Raw genomic sequence first — 14,922 nt, 5'->3', positions numbered from 1 at the left:
CAGCTAAAGATCGTCGCCTTGGTGCGCCTTTACCACACCAACTAGCTAATCTTACGCGGGCTCATCCCTCGGCGATAAATCTTTGGACTTACGTCGTCATCCGGTATTAGCAGTCGTTTCCAACTGTTATTCCGAACCAAGGGGCAGATTCCCACGCGTTACGCACCCGTGCGCCACTAAGGCCGAAGCCTTCGTTCGACTTGCATGTGTTAGGCATGCCGCCAGCGTTCATTCTGAGCCATGATCAAACTCTCAAGTTTATGACCAACATCATCGCAGTGGAATTCCACGATAACGTCAGCATCTCTAGGAGCTGCTCTGCACATATTCTTACGTATGGATACGTGAAGGACATGTATAAGAGCGACTTAGCTTTGAACGATCCAACGAGCCTAGAGGACCCGAAAAACCGTGTAGCCGCCGCCCACATGTCCCTTCATCTAAAACCGACAATGTCAAAGAGCGCAGAATACCGACACCTTGTCACACCCTTCTTTCAAAGGGCGAACCGAGCGCCGAGGATCTGGTGACTGCAGAAGCGAACCGTTCGGTCCGTCGCTGCGGTGGAGTGGTCTCTACGGGGCGAACCAGAGCCCGTCAACGCAAAAGTTTCACGCAATGCGATTTTTCTTCAAGAACCCCTCCACGGCACGCTGGTGCCCGTGCAAACGCCAGCGCGGGCCGTATGACAGCCCCACCCCACGCTACATCGCCAGGGGCGTCGCATAGCCGGTCAGCTCGAGATACCCTCGCCCCCCCGGCGTACGAACAGCACCCTCCCAGTAGACGGGCAAGCCACTCCGCCGGGCATCGAGTTCCTGCGCAGCGAACATCGGGGTCAGACGCCGTGTGATACGCTTCCCCCCGACCCGGATCGTGAGGTCCTGGATGACCGGGTAAGTCGCCCCGGTCGCGCGACTGCGCCATGTGGCCACGGGGCGGAACACCACATCGTTCGGCCCGAACACGGTTGTGGTGCCATCGCGCGTTCGCAACGATCCTCCCGCCCATAACGTCCCGCCATCCTTGCGACGGATACGAAACGCCATCAGCGCCGACCCGTCATCGAGATTGAGCCCGGTCCAGTCCCACCCTTGCGCTTCCGGTGCGAGATAGTTGGACGACCATTCCCGGTCGAGCCACGCACTGCCCCGCACGCCAACGCGGCGGCCACCGCGCTCGACCGTGCCGCTGACCTGCAGATGCGGGACCGAATAATAATAGCTGCCCTCGCCAGGCCGTGCCCCCTTGCGGCTATACCCCCCCTGCCCTTGCGGTAGCGGCGGCTGGGTCGGGTCGAAGGCAAGAGCGAGTTTGAACCCGTCCGCGGCGATGGTGGTGTGCCATCGCCCATCCGCGCCGCGGCGCAAACGCCAGTCGCGGATCGCGACATCGGCGTAGCCTGTCGTGGCGGCGGCGAGACCGAAGCCTTGCCGCGCCGCGCGCTCGCCGTGCAGGAGCTTGCCGGTGTTCGGGTCAGACAACGCGGCGTGGGCGAACAGGATCTGCGACGGGGCAAATCGACTGGGGTTTGCGGGATCGACCGGGGGACGCGTGCGGAAGAACGTGACCTGAAAGCCGAGGTCCTTGCCCTCCGCGGTACGAAGCCAGCCGGTCACGTACCACCATTCGGTGCGAAACGTGGGATGCGCGCCGTGGTCGGCGGGAAAGCGCAGGACGATTCCGGGACGGACTTGCGGATAGGGCGTCGCTGCCGGCGCCGCCACACCGATCGCACCGAACACAGCGATCATCGCACATAGGCGTAGCATCACCAATCCTCCCGAACCGAGGCGATCGCGCTGCGGGCGGTCGCGCGCCGCCCTGCCAATACCGCGGTCACCGTCGCCGCGCCGGTCAGGGCGGCGGTGACAGTTGCCAGTGTTAACAATGGGATACGCGTCGTCATCGTCCAGTTGAACGATTGCGGGTTGATCACGTGGATCAACACCTGCGCCAGGACGAGCCCGAGCAAGATCCCGGCAAGCGCGCCCGTCAGGCCGACGATCGCGCCTTCGGTCGCAAGCATGTCAGTCAGTTGGCGGCGGGTGAGTCCGAGGTGGCGAAGCATGCCGAACTCGCGTTCGCGCGAGATCGTCTGGGCCGACATGGTTGCCGCGACCCCGGCGAGCCCCACGAGAATCGCCACCGCCTCAAGCAGATAGGTGACCGCGAAGCTGCGATCGAACAGCGTCAGCGCGAGCCGGCGCAGGGTCGCAGGTCGCGTGATCTCGACCTGACCACGCAGGTCCGCGGGGAGCCGAGCGGTCAGCCCCGCCGCGACGCGATCGATGTCGTAACCTTTTGCTACGGTTGCGGAAATTTCGTCGCGGCCATCGTCACCGGTCAGCCGCTGGTAATCCGCTTCATCGAGCAGCACCGCCCCCGCCTGCCGCCCGTAATCTCGCCAGACCCCTGCCACGAAGAAGCGCCTTTTCCCCGCGATTGGCAGCAGAATCGTGTCGCCCGGGTCCCATTTGTAGAGCCGTTGGGCCGGTTCTGACACCCAAACGGGTATGGTTTGAGCCGGAATGATACGCGCACGGTCGATCAATACGAGCAACGGATCCCGCGCATTGCGCTCAGGCCGGGCGATCAGGCTGACGGGGGGGCGATCGGCGGTGATCGTCAGCGGGATCTGGCGGCTGAACGCCACGGTCGCGATCCCGGGGGTTGCGGCGAGGCGCGCACGCGTCGCGGGATCGAACGACGCCCCCGCCGTGGTGCGCGCGTACAGGTCCGCGCCGAGCACTGCGCCGAGCCAGTCGTCGACCGCGCCCCGGAAGCTCGTCACCATCGTTGCCATCGCGATCATCAGCGCGGTCGACGCGACGATCCCGCACAAGGCCGTCGCGGCCTCGCCCGGTGCACCGTACAGGTGGCGGACCGCGAGCATCCGGGGAATACCGCCCTGCCCGCGCGCCGCGATCGGGGCGAGCAGCGTCCGCGCGAACCACGGCACGCCTGCGACGCCGCCGGCGAGGATCAGCGCCATCCCGATGAACCCGAACACCGGCAATCCACTAACCGCAGGCAACAACGCGACACCCACGCCCGCCCCCAGCAGCACGACCGCCGGAAGCCACGGGACGGGTCGGCGCGGATCGAGCACATCCCCGGCGTTCTTGAGGGCTGCAGCCGGTGCGGCGCGGGCCGCCGCCAGCGCGGGGAGCGCGCTGCCGAGGCACGCCGCGACGAGCCCGAGCGCGAAAAAGCCGGACGCGGCGAGCGGCTGGAACACCATGCGCACCCCGCCCCCGCCGAAATATCCAGCGCCGAGATCGCCGCCGAACCAGCGCAACGCCCCCCACGCCAGCCAATAGCCCGCGAGCAGGCCGACCGCGGAGCCGACCACGCCGATGACGACGCCTTCGGTGACGATCGCGGCGATGACCGCGCCGCGTGGCATGCCGAGCGTGCGGAGCAAGGCGAAGGCGCGCTGACGGCGCACCACCGAAAGAGATTGCGCGGAATAGACCAGAAACCCGCCGGTCAGCAGCGCAACGAGCGCGAGCATGTCGAGATTGACGCGATAGGCACGCGACAATGCATCGCCTTGCGCGTTCTGCGCCGCCGCGGTCGACAGAATCGCATCCTCGGGCAACAGTTCGCGCAGCGCGGGTTCCGCAACGGACCGATCGGACAGCGCGAGATCAAGCCGGTCGATCCGACCCAGCTTGCCGAACCGCCACTGCGCCGCGGCGATGTCGATCACGCCGATCGCGACGTCGTCGACCGCAGGCAAGGTTCCCGCAATCCGCAGCCGGACGGTCCGCCCGTTCGCGATCACCGGCACGGTCGCGCCGACCCGCGCGCCGGTCTGCGCCAGGGCACGACGTGACAGATACAAAGCGGTTTCATCGAACGCGGCGTCGTTATCGGCATCCGGCCCCGCCGCGCGCCGCCCGATCAGCGACGGCGTGACATTCGCCGCACGGATCACATCGACCCCCAGCACCGTCAGCCGGGTCTTGCCGATCCGTGCGGACAGGCTGACGACGGGGCTCGCGTCGGAGACACCGGTCGTCGTGGCGACGCGCGGATAGACGCGTTCATCAAAGCCGAGCGGACTGGTCCCCCGGATCGACAGCTCGGCCGCACCGCTGACGCCGCGCATCGCGCCGTCGAACGACGACAGCGCGCTGCCGTTGACGAGATGGACCGCAAAGCCCAGCGCCACGCCGACCGCGATCGCAACGGCGGTCGTCACGAAGCGCGCGGGGTGGAACCGCCACTCGCCGCCGATCAGCCAGCCGAGCGCAAGCCTTCCCGAGATCAGTCCGGCGCGTTCAGCCACGCCGCTCGACCAATCCATCCGCGCCGAGCGTCAATACGCGATCGGCGATCGCAGCGCTGGCTTCGGAATGCGTCACCATCACGCCTGCCGCGCCGTTCCCCCGCACCGCTTCCGCGAACAGCGCCAGCACGCGTGCCGCGGTTTCCGGGTCGAGATTCCCGGTCGGCTCGTCCGCGAGGATCAGCGCGGGGCGGTGAACCAGGGCGCGCGCGATCGCGACGCGCTGCAATTCGCCGCCGGACAGATCGCGCGCATAGCCGCTGCCGCGCCCCGCCAGTCCGACCGCTTCGAGCATCGCCTCCGCGCGCGCATCCGCGGCGCGCACGTCTGGCGACACGAGTGCGAGCGGGAGCGCGACGTTCTGCCGCAGCGTCAGATACGGAAGGATGTGGAAGGCCTGGAACACGAAGCCGATCCGCTCGCGCCGCAAGCGGGTCCGCGCCGTCTCGTCGAGCGTGCCGAGAACGGTGCCGTCGACCGCCACCGTGCCGCTGTCCGCATCATCGAGCCCCGCGAGAATATTGAGCAGCGTGGATTTACCGACGCCCGATTCTCCGATGATCGCCACCAGTTCGCCCGGCATCACCGCAAGATCGAGATGGCGGAACAGCTGCCGCGGCCCGGGCACCGACTTGACCAGCGCCCGAACGTCGAGCAGCGCTCCGTTGCCGCCCTTCTCCCCAAGCGAGACTTCGCCCATCGCCAACGCTCCGTTCCCCCGGCGCGGATCGCGATCGACCGGCACCAGACGGGTACAGTCGATCCGGCCATTCGGTTCCCTGCGCAAGCGAAGATCGCGTGCCGGGCGGAAATGGGTGTCGATCGCGTCCGGTTGATGGCAAACCGACGCGCGCAGGGATCAAGCAGGAACGATGATGGACGTTGGGACGAGCGTAGATGAAACCGGGACACTGATCCGCGACGGCGGGGCATTCTACCTGCAACGGGATTTGGGGGGCCGGTTCGCGCTCGAGTTGCAGCGGACCCCGGTCGATCTGGTCGAGAAACGCGTACGGTTGCGGGGGACGATCGTCGGCCCGGAGCGGGTCAGTGCCGACGGGGTCGCCCCCGCCTGACCTGGCGTCAAGCGTCGCCGGGGTCGAACGGGCGGTCCGGCCGCATGAAGAACGACAGACCCGCACCCACGAGCAGCAACGCGATCGACGCCAGGAACGGCGCGGTCCAGCTCCCCGTCAGGTCGAGCACCGCCCCGAACACCAGCGGCGACAGAATGCCCGCGAGACCAAAACCGAAGTTCATCATTCCACTGGCGGCACCCGCATGGTCGGGCGCGATGTCCATCGGCACTGCCCAGATCGGCGCGACCACCAGTTCGGAGAAGAAGAAGGCAATCGACAGGCAGATCGCGACCGTGGTCAGGTCATGCGTGAGCACCACCGGAATCAGGAAGACGAACGCCCCGAGCATTCCGGTGATGATGACGTTGCGCCGTGCCGCCTGCAAATTGCCGGTCGCGCGGTAGATCCGGTCGCTGACGAGACCGCCGACCGCGTCCCCCGCCACGCCGCCGAGCAGGACCCCGGCGGAAAACAACGCCGAATGCGCAAGATCGAGATGGAAGTTCTTGAAGAAGAACGAGGGCAGCCAGGTCAGGAAGACCCACAGCGTCCAGCCGTAGCAGAAATCGACCGCGGTCACCGGCGCGATGCGGCGCGCGAGCCGCCACCAGCGCACCGGCGGCGTCTTCGATCGCGTGGATACCGGCGGCAGGGCCGCGATGTCGTCCGGGGTCATCCCGGGATGGCTGCGCGGATCGTCGCGTGCGACCCAGAACCACAACGCCACCCAGATCAGGTTGAACAATCCGAGCGCGACGAACGCGCCGCGCCACGACGCGAAAGTCAGGACCGCGACCACCAGCGGCGGGGTAAGCGCATTGCCCAGCCGTGCCGCCGCATGGGTGATGCCCTGCGCGAACCCCCAGCGCGATACCGGCAGCCATGTCGCGATTGCGCGCGTCGCGCTGGGGAAAGCGAACCCTTCGCCGAAGCCGAGCGCAAGCCGCAGCGCGAAAAGGGAGGCAAGCCCGCCGACCAGCCCCGTCAGCATCGTCGCCACGGTGACGAGCGCGCCGCAGAACAGCAGCGTTCGCCGCGTGCCAAAGCGATCGCTGATCCACCCGCCGAACAGCTGGATCAATGCATAGGGGTAGGAGAAGGCCGAGACCGCGAGACCGAATTGCGCGTTGGTCAGACCGAGGTCGGCGGTCATCGCGGGCGCGATCGTCGCGATGTTGACGCGCTCGACATAGAGCACGAGGTACATCACGCACAGCACTGCGAGCACCTGGCTCGGAACGCTCAACCCGAACCCGCGACGACGCGGACCGCCCGTCGCCTGCCCTGCCCTGCCGATCACGCAGGGCGGCTTTCGCCCTTGATCTGCGTGCGATGCATCACCCGCCGCGTGTTCGGATCGAACGGATCACGCCGGTGCATCGTGCAGCGATTGTCCCACAGGACGAGATCGCCGACCTGCCAGACGTTGGTCCAGGTCAGCGCCGCCTGATCGACATGGCTCCAGAGGTCGTCGAGCAACGCCTCGGACTCCGCCAAGTCGAGCCCCTCGATATAGGCGTTACGGCGGCGTCCCAGATACAAGGCGGGGCGGCCGGTTTCGGGGTGCGTGTAGACGAGCGGATGCAGCGCACCCGGCGCTTCGCGCGGATCGTCGCTCGGGATCACCCCCTGCCGCACATAGCCGCCGCTGTTGTACGTCCCGTCATGCTTTACGCGGCGACCGGCGATCCGCTGCTTCAGGGCATCGGGAAGCGAGTCGTACAGCGCGTACATGTTGATGAAGCTGGTGTTCCCGCCGGTCGGCGGAACCTCGAGCGCGTAGAGCGCGCTCGCCTTGGGGGGCTGCTCGACGTAGGACATGTCGGTGTGCCAGACCGCCTCGCCATTGCCGAGGCTGCCGATCGGCTCGCCATTCTCGACGACGTTCGAGACGACATATAACTCCGGCATCCCGCCGACGACCCGCCGCCCGGTTTCCTGGATCGGTGCATGGTCGAGCGCCCCCAGGCGTCGGCTGAACGTGATGAGATCGGCGGGCGTGAGATCCTGGTGGCGGAACAACAGGACGAGGTTCTGCAGCCAGGCGGCGTGGATCGCGGCGAAACTGTCGTCGCTGAGCGTCCGCAAGTCGATGTTGCGGACTTCCGCGCCGAGTCCGCCGGTCGTTGGACGAACGTCCAGATGCTCGCTGCTGCGTTGGCGATCTTCGATCATAACCACTCCTTTTTCGCGCGACCCGCCAATATTCGGAGGGCATGGTCGCGTCGCAGGAGGATAGGGAAACCGGCCGCCAGCGCTGCCTTGCAAATGTTTGGCCGCGGTAAAGTTTTGATGTTTCTCAGGGGCATCCGTTCGGCTGTCCTTGAATGCGCTCGATCTGCCATCCATATACCATCCATGTGGATGGTGGGATGATAGGCATGGTTGTCGGAGTGCGCGAGGCAAAGCAGAGCGAAAGCGAGAAGATCACGATCAATCTCGGCTTCGTCGATCTTGGCTATGTCGATCTTCTCGTCCGCGAGGGGTTCTACGGCAATCGCACCGATTTCATCCGGACGGCGATCCGCAACCAGCTTGACCGGCACGGCGAGGCTGCGCGCCAGTCGACCGTCCGCCGCCAATTGCAGCTTGGCCTTTGCCATTATGCCGCACGCGATCTGGAAGCGACGCGCGCGGCGGGCGAGTTGCTCGACATTCGCGTGCTCGGCCTTGCTACCATCGCCGCCGACGTCACGCCGGAACTTGCACGGGCGACGATCGGTTCGATCACCGTGCTTGGCGCGCTGCATGCGAGCCCCGCGGTCAAGGCCGCGCTGGCCGACCGCATCGCCTGACCCCTTTCGTACCTGGAGTATCCTATCATGGCCCTGATCCCTTCAATGGCCGAGGCGCTACGGCTGACCCGGTCCGGCGATCTTCTCGGCGCGACCCGGCTGGTTCGCGGCGTGATGACGGGTGAGGCAGCGCCTGCCGCTTCGCCCGTGCATCCCGCGACGCGCGTGATCGACGTGACGCCCGGCCGCACCGCGGCGCAGGCCGAGCCCGCCAGCGCCCGCACACCTGATTCGGTGGGCAGTTTCGAGGCGCGAACACATCGCGGTCCGGCAGGCTCGATCGACTATATGCTGTATCGTCCGGCGGGGGCCCGTCCCGACATGCCGCTCGTCGTCATGCTTCACGGCTGCACGCAGTCGCCCGAGGATTTCGCGCGGGGGACGCGCATGAACCAACTGGCCGACGAATACGGCTGTCTGGTCGCCTATCCGCGCCAGACCCCGTCCGCGAACATGCAGAAGTGCTGGAACTGGTTCCAGCCGGGCAACCAGCAGCGCGACCGCGGCGAGCCCGCGCTGATCGCCGGGGTGGTGCGCGACATTGTGGAGCAGGAACAGGCAGATGCAACCCGCGTCTACGCCGCGGGCCTGTCCGCAGGCGGTGCCGCCGCGGCGATCATGGCGGATGCCTATCCCGACGTTTTCGCAGCGATCGGGGTGCATTCGGGGATCGCCTGCGGCGCAGCCCGCGACTTGCCGAGTGCGCTGTCGGCAATGAAGAACGGCAAGCAAGGGGGCACGACACGCCATGCCGGTGCGACGGCGCATTTCGTGCCTGTCATCACCTTCCACGGCGATCGCGATACGACGGTGGGCGAGGTCAATGCGCGCGATATCGTCGAGGCGGCAACCGCTGCCACGACCGTGAAGGATCCCGTCACCGTCGAAACGGGGAGCGCGAAGGGCCGCAGCTATTCGCGCGCGCTGACCCGCGATGCAAAGGGGGTCGTCGTGATCGAGCAATGGACGATCGCGGGTGCGGGTCACGCCTGGTCGGGCGGCGATGCGGCAGGGTCCTATGCCGACGCCGCCGGCCCCGATGCGTCACGCGCGATGCTGGACTTCTTTCTAACGCACAAACGCAGCGGATCGTAACGCTTTCGCGTCGATCCAGCCTGCATCAATTGTCGAAATAGCGACGCGACCGCGGCATCCGCCGCCGCTTTCGCGTCGCAAATGCCCAGCAGGCGAGCCCGATGCCGAGCTGCAGCAGGACGATGATCGCCACCATCATGATGTTCATCCCGGGCACCCCCCGCGCGAACGCAAGCGCCGCCGCTACGGGCACGAGATACGCAAGGCACGCGAACAGCACGCGGTTCCGCTCGCGCAGAGCGGGCGCGTCGAACGGCGCGATCGCCGCGAGGCATGCCGCCGCCACGATCAGCGCGATCGCCACCCCGATCGGCGCGCCCAGGACGAGCGACAGCACCATAGCCGCCAGCGTGACGATCGATACGATCGCCGCGAAAATTCTAAGACGAAGCATTATAAGCCTCCTGGGCTGATCTTTGGCCCACGCGGTGCCGATCCCGCCGCCGCGTCGTCGGGCGACCGGGCTTGCAGGAACCCGATACGTCGGCCGTCGAGACGCACCGCGCTTAGGGCGCCGGTCGCATAGGCGCCAGTGTCGATCCCGATCCGGTTGGGCAAGACGACGGGTTCGGCGGAACTCCAGCTGTGCCCGTGGACGACGACTTTCTCGAACCGGTAGTCCGATGTGAGGAATTCCTTGCCGATCCACAGACAGTCTTCGTCATCCTGCCGCGCAATCGGGACGCCCGGTTTCATCCCGGCATGGACGAAGACGTAGTCCCCGCAGACATGCGTCACCGGCAATCCCCGCAGGAATTCGAGATGCGACGCGGGCATCTTGTCCATCAGGCGATCGCGCAGCCGGAAACATTCCTCGTCATAGGCGTCGGGCGCGATGTCGGAAAAACGGACACCGTAGGACGTCAGCGTCGCCTTCCCGTCGCGGCGCAACCACGCGAGGCTTTCCTCGGGCTGATCGATGAAATCGAGCAGCATCACCTCGTGATTGCCGCGCAGGAACACGACGTCGAGCGCGGCATGGCGCGCCAGCCAGATCAGCGCGGTCACGACGTTGGCGGTTTCCGGCCCGCGGTCGACGTAGTCGCCACAGAAGACCAGCAACGGCGGAACCGCGACGTCCGCCGCCTCGACATCCGCCACGATCGCCTCGAGCAATGCCGACAACTGTGGGTAGCAGCCGTGGATGTCCCCCACCGCATAGACGATCCGCCCATCGGTCGACGTCGCACGCTGCGACGGCGGCGCGTCAGGCAGGCGCACGATCTCGATGTCGACGGCGGTTCCCTGGCCTGCCATCGTCATTCGTCCAGATCGCGCCGCGCGCGGTCGAGCGTGTCGGCGAGCGCGTCGTAGCGCTCGATCGTGCCGTCGGGATCGTCCAGCGACATCTCGCGTGCGCGAATCCAGCGACGATTGACCGCGGTGAGCTGACGGACCGAGACGCCGCTGCGCCGCGCGCGGCTATAGGCCAGACGAAGCCGTGCATCCGCGTTGAGCACGTCCTGATAGATACAGCGATCCTCGAGGCTGCCCGGCGCACAGCCCGCGGCTGTGCTTCCCCGACGCGCGGGGCGTGCAACCTCGGGCTCGGTCAGCATGGACGACGGGGCGGACCGCGCACCACGCTCTGCCGGGAGCGCGCGCGCGGCGGCGTCTCCGGTTTCGCCGGTCGTCCGGCGAAGCGGTTCGATCGCGGGCGCGCGTGGCTCCACCGTGCGGTTGCCGTCGGCGTCGACCAGCATTTCGGATCCGGTCCGCACCGATGGCGCGACCAACGCGACGGTCTGGACCGCGGCCGAAGGCGAAGCCGTCGACCGGAGCGAGGCCCGGTCAGGCACGATCGCTGCGCGCGACGCCGATCGAGGATGCGCCGAATCCTGACTCACATAGCCCACCGCAAGCATCGTCGACGCAGCCACGACCAGCACCGGCGCGACGATCGTCAGCCCGCGCCAGCGACGCCCGCCCCGCGACGACTTCCCCGAACCGACGCGATCGAGCGGCACCGTGCTCGCCAGCCCACGTTTGGCCAGCGGCTTGAAGATCCGATCCATGTCGGCTGCCACGGGATCCGTCGGCAGGTTGGTTACCATCGATACGCTTCCTTTCAGCGCGCCCCTGTTGCGGTGAACGCCTGTACTCGCACTTAACAGCTATCCGAAAGAGGTACGCTGATCCAAGCCGCCTTGTCCGCATGTCGTGGCTCAGATCGGGAAACATGCCGCGATAAAGTGGACCGTCAGCCCTGGAGGCGGCGCGGAACCAGCAATCGCTTGGCAGTCGGGCCGATCGAGGGCAGAAAAGTGCAATGTTATCCGCCTTGCTGTTCGTGCTCGCGCAAGCGACGCCATCGCCGACGCCGAAGCCCGCGCAAGTCCCGCCGCTGACCGCGGCGACGACTCCGGCCAAGCCATCGACAAGCTGGCCGGCGCGTGACGCGCAATACACGCTGCGCGACTTCCGCTTCCGCTCGGGCGAAAGCATGGCCGAACTGCGGATCAACTACACCATGCTCGGCCAGCCGCATCGCAATGCGCAGGGTGAGATCGACAATGCAGTGATGATCCTGCACGGGACCGGCGGCACCGGGCGTCAGTTCCTCAGCCCGCAATTCGCGGACGAACTGTACGGCCCCGGGCAGCCGCTCGATATCCGGCGCTACTGGATCATCCTGCCCGACAACATCGGCCACGGAAAATCGTCCAAACCGTCCGACGGGCTGCACATGCGCTTCCCGCATTACGACTATGACGACATGGTCGACGCGCAATATCGGCTGCTCAAGGACGGTCTTGGCATCGCGCGGATGCGGTTGATCATGGGCACGTCGATGGGGTGCATGCACGGGCTGGTCTGGGGCGAGACGCATCCCGACTTTGCGCGCGCGCTGATGCCGCTTGCGTGCGAACCGGTCGAGATCGGGGGATTGAACCGGATGTGGCGGCAACTGGCGATCGACGGGATTCAGGCCGATCCCGCCTGGGCGAACGGCGACTATCGCGCACCGCCCGTGCAGGGCCTGCGCACCGCCGCCAGTCTGTTGTTCGTGGCAGGCGCGGCACCGCTGTATTTCCAGGCGCAATATCCGCGGCGCCAGGACGCCGAGGCGTTCGCGCGGCAGCGCGTGACGGCATCGATCGCGCCGACTGATGCGAACGACCTGATCTACCAGATCGACGCGTCGCGGACCTATGACCCGTGGCCGAAGCTCGAGCGGATCACCGCGCCGACGATGTGGATCAATTCCGCCGACGACTTCATCAACCCGCGCAACCTCGACTTGCCGACCCGCGCGGTCGCGCGGATGAAGGACGCGCGTTTCCGGCTGATCGCGGAGAGCGACGACACGCGCGGCCACGGTACGCACACCGCGGCACGCTTCTGGAAACAGGATCTGGTGGCGCTGCTCGACCGGACGCAATGAGCCTGGGTGTCGGGCGGTAGATGCAGGAGGCGGACTCGCTGCCGACGCCCGATTGCGGCACGTTGCGTTTGGGTCGCTCGCGCTATCTGCTCGCCAGCCACCCCAATAATGCGAACATCATCAGCGCGCACAAACCGCCCTCCGCGCGCAGCAGATAGGCGACGCCCATGACGCCCACCGCCGCCAGCGCGATCGCCAGGACGCTTCCGTCAGCGAGCGACGTCAGCACGACGACACCGCCCAGCAGCGTCCCGGCAGCATTGGCGATGATCCAGAGGTACGACAGGCCAGCGCCGATCGAGCCCCACAGCGGCAGCTTGATCGTCGCGAAGCCGCGCATTTGCCCCGGGAATAGATCGGCCACGAGATGGAAGCCGATCCCGAAGCCTAGGCCCGCGGCGATCGCCCATGTGCGCTGATCGAGGAGCGCGACGAAGGGTGGCAAGACCCCGTGCAGCAAAGCGCTCCGGTGCCCCAGCCGAAGGCGGCTATCCAGGTCCGGGAGTGTGATGCCCGCCGCCGTCGCGCTGACCACTGTCGCAATCAGGACCCACGGCCCGCCCCCGCCCTCGAACGCCAGAAGGACCGCAATCAGGAGAAACATCAACGCTGCCATCGGGGCGCGCTAACCGGATCGTACCCGTTTTGTCCATGATTTGTATCTGCTATTGCGCCGTAAAGGTTTGAGGACACCTAACGTTTTGCGCAGCTGGCTGCTCTCGGATGGCAAGGACATTGGGTATCGGTTGCTTGCAGAAGGCGATGCCTGGGATCGCGCGATGCCGCGCAAGATAGTCGGTAATCGAGGCCTGCATGTCCGCCAACTCGACTTGCCCAACGCGGACAGTCTGCAAACGCTCGTTTATGCGGCATTCCCCTGAAGCCTGAAAACTGTTCGAGTAATCCGGCCAACCAATGAGCGGCGCGAAAGCTTTCTGACGGAGTGGGATGATTGCTCGTCGCTCCGGTTTGGCGCTTGAAGTGGGCTAACCGCCGTTGGCGGTAGGGTGGGTTAGCCAGACGGTGGGACTTGGCTCGCGTTGCTGAGAAGCGCCCGCTCAACACGCATCTGGCGAAAGTCTTCGAAGTCGCCCATTGCTCGCACCACTCTGCGCCCCGCCATCAAGACCCACTTCTCCAAGGTGAGGTGCACGATGACTGCGAAAACGACAGCAGCGCAAATCGCTGAGACGCCAGCTACCCAGACGCCTGCGGCACTGCTTAGCGGTAGCACTTGAGCAGCCACCTTTACGCCCGGTTGCATGATCAATGGGTGGAACAGATAAAGCATATAACTGGCGCCGCCTAACAGAAGGGTGGCCCTATTCCCGAGAGCGTACCCTGCGCGTTCGAGCATAACCGCGCCGCCTACGACAAGGAGGGCCGACGGTCCCCACATGAAGCCACGGTAAAAGTCCGGGACGCCCCCAGCCTTCCGCGCTAGCGCCACTACAAGGACACACCCGATTGCAATCGCCACCACAGAGGCCAGGGCAGCAACCCCCGTCGGCTTCCAGCTTGCGTCGTTAAGCTTCTGGATGGAAAGCGTGAGTGTTCCGCCCAAGACAAACTCTAATATTACGGACTTTGTGAAATAGGCAATATTGGGTGGAAGGCTGAGGCCGGTAAACCCAACGCCCACAAGCACGACAAAGACTGTCGCCACGGCTGCCAAAGAGCGCGATGCAGTTTTACAACGGAATGTAAGGGCGAAGACGAAGTAGAAAAATAGCTCGTAGATCAATGTCCAGCCCAACAAGAGAATTAGGCCGTGCCTATCTCCCGGGAATGTGGACCTCACGAACATCAGAGACTCCCCAACCATATGGGGTTTCAGCACATTCAGGCCGTTGGGATGGAAACCAGCATAGAAGAGGGCCACCATGATGAGCGTGGCTATCCAGTAAAGGGGCACAATCCGAAAGAAGCGGGCAATAAGGAATGGTAGAATAGGTCGGTCAACGGTCTGGTGACCATAATACATTACAAATCCGGAAATGACGAAGAACACGTCAACCCCAAATGCGCCAAACTCGAAGTCCGTGCTGACTCCAAAACTGGCACGCAGCATCGGCTGGACGTGGTAAGCGGCCACAATGAGTGCTGCATACCCACGCAATGCCTGCACGTTGAGAACAGTTTTGGCTGACACTCGAGATCCCTTCGAGCGCACGGCCGCTCCTGCGCGTTGTGGAACTGCGAAGGAATGTTAGTCAAGGAATGCTGAACTGCGTCATTCTTCCAGACGCAAGCACCCGATGCATTGACTAA

At 65.6% G+C, this 14,922-nt stretch carries 14 protein-coding genes and 1 rRNA gene; 4 read left to right on the top strand and 11 right to left on the bottom strand.

The features are described 5' to 3' along the window. From ABIC17_RS19065 to ABIC17_RS19050, 4 genes are all read right to left on the bottom strand, one after another. A 16S ribosomal RNA gene (locus ABIC17_RS19065) occupies window positions 1-260 on the bottom strand; the annotation flags it as partial. A gap of 444 nt (window positions 261-704) precedes the next feature. After that, complete coding sequence (locus tag ABIC17_RS19060) at window positions 705-1,772, bottom strand: lipocalin-like domain-containing protein (protein ID WP_354284570.1); 1,068 nt, start codon at window positions 1,770-1,772, stop codon at window positions 705-707. Continuing rightward, complete coding sequence (locus tag ABIC17_RS19055) at window positions 1,772-4,297, bottom strand: FtsX-like permease family protein (RefSeq protein ID WP_354284568.1); 2,526 nt, start codon at window positions 4,295-4,297, stop codon at window positions 1,772-1,774. Before ABIC17_RS19055 ends, ABIC17_RS19060 begins: the two co-directional genes overlap by 1 nt. Beyond that, on the bottom strand, window positions 4,290-5,084 hold the full coding sequence (locus tag ABIC17_RS19050; RefSeq protein WP_354284566.1) for an ABC transporter ATP-binding protein: 795 nt from the start codon (window positions 5,082-5,084) through the stop codon (window positions 4,290-4,292). Before ABIC17_RS19050 ends, ABIC17_RS19055 begins: the two co-directional genes overlap by 8 nt. Before the next feature lie 85 nt (window positions 5,085-5,169). On the opposite strand from ABIC17_RS19050, the gene ABIC17_RS19045 reads away from it, so the two are divergent. Continuing rightward, window positions 5,170-5,373, top strand: coding sequence for a DUF5818 domain-containing protein (locus ABIC17_RS19045; RefSeq protein ID WP_354284564.1), 204 nt, complete (start codon window positions 5,170-5,172; stop codon window positions 5,371-5,373). A gap of 7 nt (window positions 5,374-5,380) precedes the next feature. On the opposite strand, the gene ABIC17_RS19040 is transcribed toward ABIC17_RS19045, so the two are convergent. Together ABIC17_RS19040 and ABIC17_RS19035 are read right to left on the bottom strand one after the other, a co-directional pair. Further along, entirely contained in the window at window positions 5,381-6,676 is a 1,296-nt protein-coding gene (locus tag ABIC17_RS19040; protein WP_354284562.1) for an MFS transporter, read from the bottom strand. Beyond that, a complete protein-coding gene (locus ABIC17_RS19035; protein ID WP_354284560.1) occupies window positions 6,673-7,551 on the bottom strand; it encodes a TauD/TfdA dioxygenase family protein in 879 nt (292 codons plus the stop codon). The genes ABIC17_RS19040 and ABIC17_RS19035 overlap by 4 nt, the downstream gene beginning before the upstream one ends. Window positions 7,552-7,757: 206 nt before the next feature. On the opposite strand from ABIC17_RS19035, the gene ABIC17_RS19030 reads away from it, so the two are divergent. Both ABIC17_RS19030 and ABIC17_RS19025 read left to right on the top strand, forming a co-directional pair. Beyond that, window positions 7,758-8,171, top strand: a complete 414-nt coding sequence (locus ABIC17_RS19030) for a ribbon-helix-helix domain-containing protein (protein ID WP_354284558.1) — start codon at window positions 7,758-7,760, stop codon at window positions 8,169-8,171. A gap of 27 nt (window positions 8,172-8,198) precedes the next feature. Next, window positions 8,199-9,266: an extracellular catalytic domain type 1 short-chain-length polyhydroxyalkanoate depolymerase gene (locus tag ABIC17_RS19025; protein WP_354284556.1), complete on the top strand. Its 1,068-nt coding sequence runs from the start codon at window positions 8,199-8,201 to the stop codon at window positions 9,264-9,266. A gap of 25 nt (window positions 9,267-9,291) precedes the next feature. Here ABIC17_RS19025 and ABIC17_RS19020 read toward each other — a convergent pair whose 3' ends face one another. The 3 genes from ABIC17_RS19020 to ABIC17_RS19010 are packed head-to-tail and all read right to left on the bottom strand — an operon-like array spanning window position 9,292 to window position 11,320. Then, window positions 9,292-9,660 carry a hypothetical protein gene (locus ABIC17_RS19020; RefSeq protein WP_354284554.1) on the bottom strand — a complete coding sequence of 123 codons (369 nt, stop codon included), beginning with the start codon at window positions 9,658-9,660 and terminating at the stop codon, window positions 9,292-9,294. Next, on the bottom strand, window positions 9,660-10,523 hold the full coding sequence (locus tag ABIC17_RS19015; protein WP_354284552.1) for a metallophosphoesterase family protein: 864 nt from the start codon (window positions 10,521-10,523) through the stop codon (window positions 9,660-9,662). The genes ABIC17_RS19020 and ABIC17_RS19015 overlap by 1 nt, the downstream gene beginning before the upstream one ends. Window positions 10,524-10,525: 2 nt before the next feature. Beyond that, window positions 10,526-11,320: a hypothetical protein gene (locus tag ABIC17_RS19010; RefSeq protein ID WP_354284550.1), complete on the bottom strand. Its 795-nt coding sequence runs from the start codon at window positions 11,318-11,320 to the stop codon at window positions 10,526-10,528. 215 nt (window positions 11,321-11,535) lie between these two features. Between ABIC17_RS19010 and ABIC17_RS19005 the strand changes: the two genes are divergently transcribed. Then, complete coding sequence (locus ABIC17_RS19005; protein WP_354284548.1) at window positions 11,536-12,651, top strand: alpha/beta fold hydrolase; 1,116 nt, start codon at window positions 11,536-11,538, stop codon at window positions 12,649-12,651. An 82-nt stretch (window positions 12,652-12,733) separates the two neighbouring features. Here ABIC17_RS19005 and ABIC17_RS19000 read toward each other — a convergent pair whose 3' ends face one another. Together ABIC17_RS19000 and ABIC17_RS18995 are read right to left on the bottom strand one after the other, a co-directional pair. Next, entirely contained in the window at window positions 12,734-13,267 is a 534-nt protein-coding gene (locus ABIC17_RS19000) for a hypothetical protein (RefSeq protein ID WP_354284546.1), read from the bottom strand. 396 nt (window positions 13,268-13,663) lie between these two features. Continuing rightward, complete coding sequence (locus ABIC17_RS18995) at window positions 13,664-14,803, bottom strand: acyltransferase family protein (RefSeq protein ID WP_354284544.1); 1,140 nt, start codon at window positions 14,801-14,803, stop codon at window positions 13,664-13,666. Window positions 14,804-14,922: the final 119 nt, after the last annotated feature.

Source organism: Sphingomonas sp. PvP056 (genome assembly GCF_040549155.1).
Lineage (GTDB): Bacteria > Pseudomonadota > Alphaproteobacteria > Sphingomonadales > Sphingomonadaceae > Sphingomonas.
The sequence above is the reverse complement of the archived record's forward strand: the minus strand, read 5'-3'. Positions and strand labels throughout refer to the sequence as shown.